Genomic DNA, 12,920 nt, shown 5'->3' with positions numbered 1-12,920 from the left:
GGCGCGGGCGATGACGCGCGCCGGGTGGAGCGAGAGGTGTGGCCGGCCGAAGGTCAGCCGAACGTCCAGGATACGTGTCCGCGAATCAGCCGTGGAACAGCCGACTCAGTTCCACCAGCCAGGGTACGGCCACGGCCAGCGTCGGCACCACCAGAATGGCCGCCGAGCCGAGGTAGGCGGCCGCGGCGATGCGGATGTCGCCGATCCGCTCGCTGAGCCGCTGGATGCGGATCAGCGTGGTGGGGCCGCCCGCGGCGAGCGCGCCTTGCGGGGCGGTGGATTTCGCGCACGCGACGAGGGCGCGGGCCAGCGGTTTCGGGCCGGTGACCTTGACGGCCGAGTCGTCGGCGAGCAACTCGATGAGCAGTTTGACCGAGCCGAGCGCGGCCTTGCTGCGCACCACCCTGGGGAAGGCCTCGTGCACCGCCGTGAACGCTTCCAGTACGAGATCGTGCCTGGCGCGCAGGTGCGAACGCTCATGGCTGACGATGGCGGTGATCTCGGCGTCGGCGAGGTTGGTCAGGGTGCCTTCGCTGAGCACCACGCGCTGGCGCAGGCCGGGCAGGCAGTAGGCGATGGGCTCGGTGGCGGCCAAGACCCGGATGTCGGCCGCCCGCCGGTGCGGACCGCTCTGGTCGAGCAGGTCGACGAGCATGCGGTGACGCGCCCGCCGCCTGCGGGTGTGCACGCCGACCCGGATGATCGCGTAGATCAGCCGGGCGCCGATCAGCAGCGTGAGCGCGAAGACGAACACGTACGCCAGCCACAGCGGCAGGCCGAGCGCGTCGATCTCCCTGGTCGGCGCGGTGGTCGGGCGGCCGTCGGGGCCGGGTACGAGCAGTTCGGCGGCGATGGCCAGCCCCGAGCCGAACGCGCTGAGCACGGCGGCGAGCGCGATGGCCTGCCAGAGCACCAGCGCTGCGCGGGGCGTCCGATAGGTCCACCTCGCCCGGCTGAGCAAGGCCGGGGCAGGCCCCGCGAGAAGCAATGCCAGTCCGGCGAAGACCGGCGCGGTTGCGTTCATCGACTCAGCTCACTGCGTTGTGGGGCCAGGGCGCCCGAGGAGTCTACGTCTACTGCGGCGGTGGCGCCGAGTCCTCGTCCTCGGTTGCTTCGAGCTTAGCGAGTGCTTCGCGGAGAGCGGCAGCCTCGTCCTTGCCTACCTGTTCCACGAAGTGCACCAGCGCGGCGGCGCGGCTGCCCGCCGCGTCGGCCTGTTGCAGCGCGTCGACCATCAGACTGGCCACGAGCTCGTCGCGAGTGTGCACGGGTGCGTAGCGGTGCGCCCGGTCGTCGCGCCGCTGGACCACGAGGTTCTTCTTCGCGAGTCGTTGCAGCACGGTCATCACCGTGGTGTACGCGAGCTCACGGCGTGCGGCGAGCGCCTCGTGCACCTGCCGGACCGTTTGTGGTTCGTCGGCCGACCACAACTGGTCCATGACCGCTTTCTCGAGTTCACCAAGACCTGCCATCCCACAATTTTAGGTACTCAACGACGCCGATGCGTACTACAGGGTGTCGTAACCATGAAATAGCTGGTGTGTCATTTCTCATAGGGCGCGGATTCCGGGGTCGCGGCAGCCGGTCCACCGACCTTCCCGCGCACGTGCCTGGCGCCGATCGGCACGATCATCGGCCGCCCCGACACCGGGTCCTCGAGCACCGTGGCGTCCAGCTCGAACACCTCGCGCAGCAGCTCGACCGACACCACCTCGCCCGGGGCCCCCGTGGCCACGACGCGTCCGTCGTGCATGACGACGAGCTGGTCGCTGTAGCGGATCGCGAGATTCAGATCGTGCAGCACCATGACGACGGTGCGCCCCAGATCGGCGTGCAACCGGTCGACGAGGTCGAGTACCTCGATGGAGTGCGCCAGATCCAGGTAGGTGGTCGGCTCGTCGAGCAGCAGGATGTCGGTGCCCTGGGCCAGCGCCATCGAGATCCACGCGCGCTGGCGCTGTCCGCCGGACAGCTCGTCGAGCGCGCGGTCGGCCAGGTCGGCGATCCCGGTCTGTTCCAGTGCCGTCGTCACCTCGGATTCGTCGGTGTCCGACCATTGCCGGAACCAGGACTGGTGGGGATGGCGTCCGCGCGCGACCAGATCGGCGACGGTGAGTCCTTCCGGGGCGACCGGCGACTGCGGCAGCATGCCGACGATGCGGGCGACGTCCTTGGTCTTCATCGTCGAAATGGCCTTGCCGTCCAACAGGACCCGGCCGTGGCGCGGGCGCAGCAGACGGCCGAGCGAACGCAGCAGGGTGGACTTTCCGCAACCGTTGGGCCCGATCACGGTCGTGACCACGCCCGGGGCGATTGCCAAGCTCAGTCCGTCGACGATCACCCGGTCGCCGTAACCGAGGGTGACCCCCTCGGCGCCGAGCCGGTGGCCCGTCGCGCTCGCCGGTGCCTCGGCTTCGGAGGTGGTGATGTCCGCGATCGTCATGTCAGCGTCGCCTTCCGGTTCATACGCACGAGCAGGTACAGCAGGAACGGGCCGCCGAATGCCGCGGTCACGACGCCGACGGGCAGGTCGACCGGAAACAGCGTCCGGGAGGCGACATCCGAGCCGACCACCAGGATGGCCCCGACCACGGCGGAGCCGACGAGCGGTTCGCCCGGAGTGCTCAGAACGCGTCGCGCGATCTGCGGCGCGGCGAGGGCGACGAACCCGACCGGTCCGACGGAGGCGGTGGCGACCGAAGCCGCCACGACGGCCGCGCCGATCAGGACGGCCTGCTGGGTCTGGATCCGCACCCCGAGCGCTCGGGTGGTGTCCGAGCCGAGGCGCAACGCGGCCAGTGTGCGGGCGGAGCCCAGTGCGACGAGCGCGGCGGCGCCCGCGGCGATCGCGACGGGCGCCAGGTGCGCGGAGTCGGCCGCGTTGAGCGATCCGTTCAACCACAGTTGCACGCGCTGCGCGTCGATCAGGTTGGCGCGGGTGAGCAGCCAGCTGATGCCCGCCATCAGCAGCGCGTTGACGCCGACGCCGATCAGCACCAGCCGCAGCCCGGTGGCGCCGTACGCGCCGGTGGACGTGCGTCCCCAGGCGAGCAGGTAGACGGCCACCGCGGTGAGCAGGCCGCCCGTCATCGCGGCCAGCGGAGCGCCGAGGGAGGCGGCCAGTCCGGTGGTCGCACCGCCGGTGCCGACCAGCACCACGACCGCGCCCAGGCTCGCTCCCGTGGTGATGCCGAGCATGTCCGGGGCGGCCAGCGGGTTGTGCAGGATGGATTGGGTGATCGCGCCCGCGAGTCCGAGCGCCAGCCCCACCACCAGCGCGGTCAGCGCGCGCGGCAGCCGGGATTCCAGCACGATGAACCGCTGTGCCCGGGTGCCGCCGCCGGTCAGCACGTCCAGCACGCGCCCGAGCGGCAGAGGGGACTCGCCCACCGCGATGTCCAGGCAGAACAGTCCGAACGCCAGCACGATCAGTGCCGCGACGATCAGCACCATCCGCGGCCGCAGCACCGCCGACACCGGTCCGACGCGCAGTGCGGGCCGCGCGCTCGTGTTTCGCAGCGAAATCGTCACAGATCCACCAACTTTCGCCGCCGCACGAACGCGAGGAACAACGGCACGCCGAGCAAGGCCAGCATCACCCCGACCTCCAGCTCCCCGGGTCGGGTCACCAACCGACCGGCCACGTCGGCGAGCAACAACAGCAACGCGCCGAGAATGCCGGAGTAGGGGACCAGCCAGCGATAGTCCGGTCCGGTGACGACCCGCGCGAGATGCGGGACGACCAAGCCCAGGAACGCGATCGGCCCGACCGCCGCCGTCGCCGCGCCCGCCAGCAGCACGACGGCCGCGAGGCCGAGCGCCCGGCTCCGGCCCACATGCACGCCGAGCCCGCGAGCGACGTCGTCGCCGAGGCCGAGCAGATTCAGTCCCGGCGCTGCCGCCACAGCCAGCAGCATGCCGGCCGCCAGGAACGGAAGTACCTGCCAGAACACCGCCGCGTCGCGGCCTGCGACCGTGCCGATCACCCAGAACCGGTAGGTGTCCAGCGCCGACGCGTCGAACAGCACTACCGCGTTCGTCATCGCCTGGAGGAACGCGGTGACGGCTGCGCCCGCGAGCACCAGGCTCAGCGGGTTCGCCTTACCGCCGCCGACGGACGAGGTCCCGAACACCACCAGCCCGGCGATCAGCGCTCCGGCGAACGCGAACCAGATGTATTGCTCCGGCGCGGTGAAGGCGAACAGGTACACGCTCAGCGCCGCGAGAAACGCCGCGCCCGCGTTGAGTCCGAGCAATCCGGCGTCGGCGAGCGGGTTGCGGGTGTAACCCTGGATCAGCGCGCCCGCGATGCCGAGGGCGGCCCCGCAGACGAGCGCCAGCGCGGTGCGAGGGAGGCGCAGTCCGCGCACGATCTGCTCTTCGGTGGACCCCGCCGCGCAGGTGAAGGGTCCGCCGGGGCAGGTGAGCGCGTGGTGCACGGCGTCGTACACGGTTGCCGGCGCGAGGGAGCGCGCGCCGACCGCGACACCGGCGAGTACGGCGAGCAGGAGCAGGACGGTCGAGACGAGGAGTCCGGAAAGACGTCGCCGCCTCACGGTGGCAAGAGGGGTCACGGCGTCGAACTGCTCCTGGAATCAGCGGGTACGGTTGCTGGGTCTGGTAAGCCTAACCTATCTTTCGCTACACGGGCATGGCCGAGTGTCCGCCGCGCCCTGCGACGGAGCCGATCCCGGAGGAGGTTCGATGACCGAGCTCATCACCACGCCAGAACATCGATCGATGACGGCGTTCGGACGCGCCTGCGCCCGGCTTCGCACGCTGCAACCGGAACATCCTCGGGTATACGCGGTCGCGGCGATGGCCGAGCAGGGGAAACGACGCTGGTGGCAGCTGGCGGACGGAGTGCGCGAGGGGCGGGTCGAACTCATGTACCGGCGGCACGCGGCGGAGATGATCAGCGCCGACATCGCAGCGGAAGTGGTTGCCACAGCACTCATCCACGCGATCGTGGGACGGGTGGTCGCGCTGCTCGTCGCGGAGGAGCGGGCGTGGGACCCGGGGTTGGAGAATCTCTGGATCCATACCGACAACGACGGCGGAATCGACTGGGCAGGCCTGTCGGACACCACGATTCGCGTGGTCGATGGCGATCCGCTGGCGGGCGGGCCGAGTGTGGTCACGCTGCCTTGCGTGGAGGCGATGTACATCTGGCTGGCGCATCGCTGCGAGTCCGCGCTGACCGTCGTCCAGCAGAACATGGCGCGCTGCTCGGGGCTGAGCGCCCGGCGGTTCTGGTCGCTGGTGGGTGAATCCGTCGCGGGCGCATCGACTTACGTGCCGGATCTGGCGCGGACCGATTCCGCCGCCGGTGCGCGGCGCGGTCAGGGACTGCTGGCGGCGATGGCCGAGCGGGGGCTGCCGGTGCGCCGGTCGGGGTCTTGCTTAGTTAGGTAAGCCTGACCTATACTCGTTCTCGGCGTACGGATCGCGTGAGAGTCCCGAGGGCTGCGGTGACCCCCGATCCCTTGCCGCGGCGGGCTCCACTCCTTGTGGGGCCCGCCGCTCTGTATCCCGCTGTGAACTATGTCGCGCCGCTCGGCTCTGGCGTGCCGTCATGTCTCGGATCTACGCTGACGCCGACACGAACGCCGAACACCCTGCACATCAAGAGCATTGGATGTCCGGGCCGCCGTCGGCAGGTCACCGCCACGCCGCGGCTGCGCTCGGTGCCGTGTCACGACCATCGGCGCGCATCGTCGCGCGCCCTATCTCCGAGTCCCGATGACGCCGCCGGAGTCACCGGCGTTCGCGGCGGCTCAACGGTAGTTCGAGGGGTTGTACCGACTTGCTCACCATCAGACCGTCCCGTCCCCGTTCGATCGCGGCCGCGCTGGCCGCTGTCGCGGTACTCGTCCTGCCCGCCTGTGGTGCCGGCGAGCGGGAGGGGACCGGTCCAGCCCAGCCGACTCCGCACGCCGCGCCGCACTGGGACTACGACGCCGAGGGGCCCGACCATTGGGCTGAGCTGGACCGGGACTATCTGACCTGCAAGAGCGGCCATCAGCAGTCACCCGTCGACCTGCCCAGTCACGCCCTGCTCGAGTCGTCCGAGCACATCGTCATCGACTATCACTCGGTGCCCGCGGTGACGCTGCGGAACAACGGGCACACCGTGCAGGCGAATCTGCGACCGGGCAACGGAAACCGCGTCATGGTCGACGGCGTGCCGTTCGAACTCGCGCAGTTCCATTTCCATCTGCCCAGTGAGCACACCGTGGACGGCGTGGGCACCACGATGGAAGCGCACTTCGTGCACAAGAGCGCCACGGGCAAGCTGGCCGTGCTGGGCGTGCTGCTGCAAGCCACACCGGGACCCTCGGCCTACGCGCCGATCCTCTCGGTCGCGCCGCGAGCGGTGGACGTCGGACCCATCGTGCCGGGCCCGATAGACCTGCGCTCGCTGTTGCCGGCCGTCGTCGACCAGTACCGGTACGAGGGTTCACTCACCACCCCTCCGTGCAGCGAGGGCGTCTCGTGGACGGTGCTCGGCAGTCCGGTCGCGGTGGACCCCGCCGACGCGGAGCGGTACCGGACGCTGTTCGCGCACAGCAATCGGCCGACTCAGCCGTTGAACGGGCGTCCGATCACGCTTGCCGGCGGGTGAGGCCGCGACGGCGGGCCGTGCGAGCTGTGCGACAGTGAATGCATGACACAGCAGGAGACGCAGCGGTTCGGCTCGCTGTCGGGCGTCACACCGGAGCAGATGAACGCCTACAGCGAAGGCACCTTCGCCGACCTGATCGGCCTGCGCTACACCGAGCTGACCCCCGACCGCGTGCGCGGCGAATGGGTCGTGAAACCGCATCTCTACCAGCCCGCGGGTATCCAGAACGGCGGCGTGTACTGCACCGTCATCGAGACGCTCGCCAGCATCGCCGGCGGCATCTGGTTCGGCGACCAGGGCACGGTCGTCGGCGTGAACAACAACACCGATTTCTTGCGCGCGGTGCGCGAGGGCACGCTGTCGGGTGAAGCGACGCCCCTGCATCGCGGCAGGCTGCAACAGCTGTGGCAGGTCGTGATCACCGACGAGCAGGGACGCACCGTGGCGCGCGGTCAGGTGCGGTTGCAGAATCTGCCGCGGCCTTCCTGAGCGCTCGTCCGGCGACAGCTGAACGAGCGTGCCAGAATGTCCGTCACCCGCCACTGCGAACCGGTGAGGAGCCAGGATGCGACTGTCGCCGCATGAGCAGGAGCGCCTGCTGCTCAGCTACGCCGCCGAGCTGGCCCGGCGCAGGCAGGCGCGCGGGCTCAAACTGAACCATCCGGAGGCGGTCGCGTTGATCACCGACCACGTGCTGGAAGGCGCGCGGGACGGCCGCACCGTCGCCGAGCTGATGTCCTCGGGACGCACGGTGCTCACCCGCGCCGACGTGATGGAAGGCGTGCCGGAGATGATTCCCGACGTCCAGGTGGAGGCGACCTTCCCGGACGGCACCAAACTCGTCACCGTGCACCACCCGATCGGCTAGGCGGACGTCATGCGGTATCAGAGCGAGGCCGCCTGCGGATCGCGCCGAGGCCGGGCATGATTCCCGGCGAGTATTTCTGCGCCGAGGGCGTCATCGAGCTGAATTCCGGCGCGGAGGGCATCGAACTCGACGTGCTCAATACCGGTGATCGCCCCGTGCAAGTCGGCAGCCATGTGCACTTCCCGCAGGCGAACGCGGCCCTGGACTTCGACCGAGACGCCGCCCACGGCCGCCGTCTCGACATCCCGGCCGGGACGGCGGTGCGCTTCGAGCCCGGTCTGGCGCAACGGGTTCGGCTCGTGCCGTTGGGCGGCGCCCGTGAGGTCCACGGGATCACCCTGACCCCGCCGGGCCGCCTCGATGACTAGGCGCAGGCGACGAGGAGTGTCAGCCGTACGAGGGCTCAGGAGATAGGACGCGATGAGTGAGCTGAGCCGGGCGCGGTACGCCGAACTGTTCGGGCCGACGACGGGCGACCGGATCCGCCTGGCGGACACCGACCTGCTGATCGAGATCACCGAGGACCGCAGCGGGGGACCGGGCCGCGCGGGCGACGAGGCCGTGTTCGGCGGTGGCAAGGTACTGCGCGAGTCGATGGGCCAGTCCCGCGCGACCCGCGCCGACGGCGCTCCCGACACCGTGATCACGGGCGTGGTGATCATCGATCACTGGGGGATCGTCAAGGCCGACGTCGGGATTCGCGACGGACGGATCAGCGCCATCGGGAAGGCGGGCAATCCCGACACCATGACCGGGGTGCACCCGGACCTCGTCGTCGGCCCCTCCACCGAGATCATCGCGGGCAACGGCCGCATCCTCACCGCGGGCGCCATCGACTGTCACGTGCACTTCATCTGCCCGCAGCTGCTGGAGGAGGCGCTCGGCGGCGGCATCACCACCCTCATCGGCGGGGGCACCGGCCCGGCCGAGGGCAGCAAGGCGACCACCGTGACGCCCGGCGCGTGGCATCTGGCGCGGATGCTCGAGGCCACCGACGGCTGGCCGGTGAACATCGTGCTGCTCGGCAAGGGCAACACCGTCAGCGCCGAGGCAATGTGGGAACAATTACGCGCTGGCGCATCGGGTTTCAAGCTGCACGAGGACTGGGGCTCCACGCCCGCCGCGATCGATGCCTGTCTCACCGTGGCCGACGCCGCCGGAGTGCAGGTGGCGCTGCACTCGGACACGTTGAACGAGGCCGGATTCGTCGAGGACACCCTCGCCGCCATCGCGGGCCGCGGCATCCACGCCTACCACACCGAGGGCGCGGGCGGCGGGCACGCGCCCGACATCATCACCGTCGCCGCCCATCCCAATGTGCTGCCCAGCTCGACCAATCCGACGCGCCCGCACACGATCAACACCCTCGACGAGCACCTGGACATGCTCATGGTGTGCCACCACCTGAGTGCCTCGATCCCGGAGGATCTGGCCTTCGCGGAGAGCCGCATCCGTCCGTCCACCATCGCGGCGGAGGATCTGCTGCACGACCTCGGCGCCATCTCGATGATCGGCAGCGACTCGCAGGCCATGGGCCGCATCGGCGAGGTCGTGCTGCGTACCTGGCAGACCGCGCACGTGATGAAGCGCCGTCGCGGCCCGCTGCCGGGCGACGGCCCCGCCGACAACGCCCGCGTGCGGCGCTACGTCGCGAAATACACCATCTGCCCGGCCGTCGCGCACGGCCTCGACCACGAGATCGGTTCCGTGGAGGTCGGCAAGCTCGCCGACCTGGTGCTGTGGGAGCCCGCGTTCTTCGGCGTCCGCCCGCACGCCGTGCTCAAGGGCGGTGCGATCGCCTGGGCCGCGATGGGCGACGCCAACGCCTCCATTCCCACGCCGCAGCCGGTGCTGCCGCGCCCCATGTTCGGCGCCGCCCCGGCGACCGCCGCCGCCACTTCGCTGCATTTCGTCTCCGAGCAGGCGATCGAGGATGGCCTCGCCGACCGGTTGCGGGTCCAGCGCAAACTGGCGCCGGTCCGCAACGTCCGTGGCGTGCGGAAGACCGACATGCCGCACAACGACGCCATGCCGCGCATCGAGGTCGAGCCGGACACCTTCACCGTGCGCATCGACGGCGAGGTCTGGCGCGAACAACCCGCCACCGAACTGCCCATGGCGCAGCGATATTTCCTCTTCTGAATCGCGCTCACGAGTCGAGCCACTGCTCGATCTGGTCGAGGTCGATCGCGGCGGTGATGGGTGCGCCGTCGTCGGCGTCGACGAGTTCCCAGATGTAGGGCACCGAGCCGCCGCGCAGCAGGCGGTAGCCCGCTCGTCCGGCTCGCGCGGTGAGCTGGTGGAGTCGCAGGCTCAGGCATTCCGTTTCCGGCAGGTGGCGTTCGCTGTCAGTCATCAGGTCCTCCCGAAATCGGTGTGCTCGGGTCGAATCGGGCGTGATGCGCCCGGCCGCGACCAACGCCGCGAACGCGGCGCGCTCGCGGGCGCAGCCGTGCTCGCGGTGCAACTGCATCGCGAGATGTGTTTCGGCGAGCGGGAGCGGCTGGACGGGTGCGCCACCCGTCCAGGTCGTCGGCCATTCGACCGAGCGCAGGTCGGAGCGCATGTCGGCGGAGCGCTGCTGGGCCAGGAGACGGAGGTGTTCTGCACGGCGCGTTCGGGATTCTCGACTTCGGGACAGACGCCAGAGGCCGACCTGTACATGGAGCACGCCGGTGATCTGCGGCGCTACCATGACATTGCTTCGGCCATTCGGCGTACAGCTTTCGATGAATCGCGATCGCGAGACCTGTCCGGCGGGTAGCTGGGAGTTGTGCACCGCCTGACACGATTCGAGGTCCAGGAGTGGCACACGGCTGGGCGAGTTGTGAGTAGGGCTCTCGCAGGTGTGCCACTCGTGGCCGAAACAGGAAGGGGCGAGGGGTGAGGCGTCGGCTGGCCGTGGGGGGCGTTGGAGTGGTGGTGCTTCTGACTGCGATGTTCGCGACTTCCGCGGCAGCGCCGCCGTCCGGGAGTGGGTCCGGATCGCAATCATCGGGTCCTACTGTCACCTTGAACGACTACTGCCCGGAGCGCGGGGCGGTCGGCCGACTTGCCGACGGTCGCACCGCCTACTGCACACAGGTGCGGGGTGCCGACGCGTTCGTGTGGTCCTACAGCCGCGATCCGATCCCTCGCGATCCCAACACGCGTGGTTACACCTGCGACAGGGATGCTTGTCGCTGGCCCGACGGCACCGGCGTCCCGAACTATCAGCGCTGCGGGCTGCTCTGTGGTGAGCCTCCTACCAGTGGTGACATGCAGAGCGGCCGTTACGACTGCTTCGAGACGGGAGCGGCGTTCGAAGAGTGCGAACGCCGAATCCGATGAGACGCGCTACGTCGGCGTGACAACGCTTCGAGCCGGTCCGGCCGGGACGTGCCGTCGATAGAATTCCACTGTGCCGCATGCCATTACCGCGCTCATACTTCCCGGGACCCACGACACTGCGGCGGCAGACCGGTGGGACCTGGTGCCGGTGCCTCTGCACGGTGGCCTGACGCTTTTTCATCTCACGCACTACTACACGGCCTTTTGGCAAGCGACGCGGAAGGTTGCCGACTATGTCGAGTTGCCATCGGAGGCGTCTGGGCTGTTCCCCCGCGAAGGCGTTCTCCGCATACTCGCCGCCGACTTGTCCGCCAGGCCCGATCCGACCTTCGCAGTGGTGTTCACGGACTACTTCGCCGGTGCCGGAGAGCAGTGGGCCACGGTATCCGTTGCGGGTGGGCCGTTGCTCTCCGTGAGCACGATCAATGCGGCGCTGCGGACTCTGGGTGTCACCGCGGCAGCGGGATTGGACGAGTTCGACACGGTCGGATTGTCGGCGCACAGATCGTCGCCCGACTACCTCCACCGCTACCTCGATCTATGCGACGAACTCGGTGTCTGACGCCTCGGGACCGCTGCGGACGCCAACAGGCTTCCTGTAATCGAGCCACTCTCGGAGCGTTGACCATGACGCAAGGTCATAGTTGAGACTGGGTCGCATGAGAACCAGCGAACTCGCGAGGGCCGCGGGCACGACACCTCGTGCAGTGCGCCACTACCACCGGCTCGGTCTACTCGCAGAACCCACGCGCAGCGCAAACGGCTATCGCGATTACTCGCTCAAAGACCTTGCGCGACTGATGCGTATCCGCTGGCTTGCCGAGAACGGTCTACCGCTTGGTTCCGTGGCGACGGTCCTGGCCGAGAAACGATCGACCACCGGCGCCGACGATCTCCGTGACGATCTGCACGCACTCATCTCGAGCTGCGAGCGCGAGATCACTACGCTGGAACTGAAGCGACAGCGATTGACGCGACTGCTGCAATCCGCGGTCCAAGGAGAGGAGCTGACCGCTCTTCCAGCGGATCTGGTTGCGGCGTTCCATACGGTGCGATCGGAAGCAAGCTGCGAGGCAGAGATTCGAACGCTCGAGCGCGAAAAGGACCTACTGGAGGTCCTTGCGATTTCGAGCGCTCTGCCGGATCAGGTCTTGACGTGGTTCGCGCAGATGTTGAGCTGCGCTGACACGCGTGTCGTCTATCGGCAGCTCCTTCAGGCATGGGGAAAGCTCGAGGGGAGGCGGGTCGGGGATGCCGCCGAACAGATCGAACTCGCTGCGAATGAGCTCGCCGGTCATCTGAGCAGCTCGCTCCCTGCGGAGACGGTCTTCGCTGTGCCCGACGACGACACAATCGGCGGTCTCCGGCTCGACGAATGCATTCCTGACGATGCTCAGCGCCAGGTCGTACTGCGTGCTCTCGAGATCTTGTCGACGCACCCTGAGCCGGTGACTTCATGATGTCGCCGATCTTTCGCTTCGCTCGTTCGCGGCTCAGGGCATATCGGTCGGTGTGGATGTGGATCCGAGGGAAGACCGATCCAGGGAACGGGCTGGTATTCACGGCGTCAGCGGGCGTGCTCACGATGCCTGTCGCCTTCGCGGCCGCCACACTGATCGAGGTCGTGGTCCTGCATCTGGTTCTTCCGTGGGTCTGGCTGAAGATCGTTCTCGCAGTGGTCTCTCTGTCGTCCCTCGTACTGCTGGCCGCGTTCATCGCCGACGATGTCGTACATCCGCACTATTTGTCGGGAGGCGTGCTCGTTCTTCGGCGGACCGGGAAAGTCGTCGCCGAGGTTCCGGTCAACCACATAACGCGTGTCGTGACCATGCGGCGGTATTCGCGTACGGCACCCGTGATCGAGGGCGGCAGTCTGCACCTCCCGAATCATGAAGGCACCAACATCGAGCTTTCGCTCCGGCAGCGAACTGACGCCACGCCCGCTTTCATCGAGAAATGGCGCAGCTCAGGGCCTGTCACCACGATATGCCTGTATGTGGACGAGCCGTCGCAGCTCGCGGATGCGATACGGGAGGCACAACAAACAGACGTGCGTCGAACGTCGAATGGGCGCACCTAGCCGTGCACCCTGTGAGC

The 12,920-nt window shown here is 68.7% G+C and carries 15 protein-coding genes; 9 read left to right on the top strand and 6 right to left on the bottom strand.

Annotation, left to right across the window (positions count from 1 at the left end):
- Positions 1-85: 85 nt before the first annotated feature.
- From GVY39_RS19285 to GVY39_RS19265, 5 genes are all read right to left on the bottom strand, one after another.
- Entirely contained in the window at positions 86-1,024 is a 939-nt protein-coding gene (locus GVY39_RS19285) for a M56 family metallopeptidase (protein ID WP_159926355.1), read from the bottom strand.
- A gap of 49 nt (positions 1,025-1,073) precedes the next feature.
- Positions 1,074-1,472 carry a BlaI/MecI/CopY family transcriptional regulator gene (locus GVY39_RS19280; RefSeq protein ID WP_040866505.1) on the bottom strand — a complete coding sequence of 133 codons (399 nt, stop codon included), beginning with the start codon at positions 1,470-1,472 and terminating at the stop codon, positions 1,074-1,076.
- 71 nt (positions 1,473-1,543) lie between these two features.
- Entirely contained in the window at positions 1,544-2,443 is a 900-nt protein-coding gene (locus tag GVY39_RS19275; RefSeq protein WP_159926357.1) for an ABC transporter ATP-binding protein, read from the bottom strand.
- On the bottom strand, positions 2,440-3,531 hold the full coding sequence (locus tag GVY39_RS19270; protein WP_236565531.1) for an iron chelate uptake ABC transporter family permease subunit: 1,092 nt from the start codon (positions 3,529-3,531) through the stop codon (positions 2,440-2,442). Before GVY39_RS19270 ends, GVY39_RS19275 begins: the two co-directional genes overlap by 4 nt.
- Entirely contained in the window at positions 3,528-4,574 is a 1,047-nt protein-coding gene (locus GVY39_RS19265; RefSeq protein WP_159926359.1) for an iron ABC transporter permease, read from the bottom strand. Before GVY39_RS19265 ends, GVY39_RS19270 begins: the two co-directional genes overlap by 4 nt.
- A 130-nt stretch (positions 4,575-4,704) precedes the next feature.
- On the opposite strand from GVY39_RS19265, the gene GVY39_RS19260 reads away from it, so the two are divergent.
- The 6 genes from GVY39_RS19260 to GVY39_RS19235 all read left to right on the top strand — a co-directional run bounded on the left by GVY39_RS19260 (position 4,705) and on the right by GVY39_RS19235 (position 9,635).
- Complete coding sequence (locus GVY39_RS19260; RefSeq protein WP_159926361.1) at positions 4,705-5,415, top strand: hypothetical protein; 711 nt, start codon at positions 4,705-4,707, stop codon at positions 5,413-5,415.
- Positions 5,416-5,806: 391 nt separating this feature from the next.
- Positions 5,807-6,625 (top strand): carbonic anhydrase, encoded by an 819-nt coding sequence (locus GVY39_RS19255; RefSeq protein ID WP_236565532.1) that lies wholly within the window; start codon positions 5,807-5,809, stop codon positions 6,623-6,625.
- A gap of 42 nt (positions 6,626-6,667) precedes the next feature.
- Positions 6,668-7,114: a PaaI family thioesterase gene (locus GVY39_RS19250; RefSeq protein WP_159926363.1), complete on the top strand. Its 447-nt coding sequence runs from the start codon at positions 6,668-6,670 to the stop codon at positions 7,112-7,114.
- Between the two features lie 76 nt (positions 7,115-7,190).
- Positions 7,191-7,493 carry an urease subunit gamma gene (locus GVY39_RS19245; protein WP_040778027.1) on the top strand — a complete coding sequence of 101 codons (303 nt, stop codon included), beginning with the start codon at positions 7,191-7,193 and terminating at the stop codon, positions 7,491-7,493.
- Positions 7,494-7,549: 56 nt separating this feature from the next.
- Positions 7,550-7,861, top strand: a complete 312-nt coding sequence (locus GVY39_RS19240; RefSeq protein ID WP_159926374.1) for an urease subunit beta — start codon at positions 7,550-7,552, stop codon at positions 7,859-7,861.
- Between the two features lie 52 nt (positions 7,862-7,913).
- A complete protein-coding gene (locus GVY39_RS19235) occupies positions 7,914-9,635 on the top strand; it encodes an urease subunit alpha (protein ID WP_159926376.1) in 1,722 nt (573 codons plus the stop codon).
- A gap of 7 nt (positions 9,636-9,642) precedes the next feature.
- On the opposite strand, the gene GVY39_RS19230 is transcribed toward GVY39_RS19235, so the two are convergent.
- Positions 9,643-10,059 carry a hypothetical protein gene (locus GVY39_RS19230; RefSeq protein WP_159926378.1) on the bottom strand — a complete coding sequence of 139 codons (417 nt, stop codon included), beginning with the start codon at positions 10,057-10,059 and terminating at the stop codon, positions 9,643-9,645.
- An 834-nt stretch (positions 10,060-10,893) separates the two neighbouring features.
- Here GVY39_RS19230 and GVY39_RS19225 point away from each other — a divergent pair.
- The 3 genes from GVY39_RS19225 to GVY39_RS19215 all read left to right on the top strand — a co-directional run bounded on the left by GVY39_RS19225 (position 10,894) and on the right by GVY39_RS19215 (position 12,903).
- Complete coding sequence (locus tag GVY39_RS19225; protein WP_159926380.1) at positions 10,894-11,385, top strand: hypothetical protein; 492 nt, start codon at positions 10,894-10,896, stop codon at positions 11,383-11,385.
- Between the two features lie 97 nt (positions 11,386-11,482).
- Entirely contained in the window at positions 11,483-12,283 is an 801-nt protein-coding gene (locus GVY39_RS19220) for a MerR family transcriptional regulator (RefSeq protein WP_159926382.1), read from the top strand.
- Positions 12,280-12,903, top strand: a complete 624-nt coding sequence (locus tag GVY39_RS19215) for a hypothetical protein (RefSeq protein WP_159926384.1) — start codon at positions 12,280-12,282, stop codon at positions 12,901-12,903. Before GVY39_RS19220 ends, GVY39_RS19215 begins: the two co-directional genes overlap by 4 nt.
- Positions 12,904-12,920 lie beyond the last annotated feature (17 nt).

The organism is Nocardia sp. CY15 (assembly GCF_009829295.1).
In the GTDB taxonomy this organism is placed as follows: domain Bacteria; phylum Actinomycetota; class Actinomycetes; order Mycobacteriales; family Mycobacteriaceae; genus Nocardia; species Nocardia sputi.
Note: the sequence above shows the minus strand (reverse complement) of the source record. Positions and strands in the feature narration are given on the sequence as shown.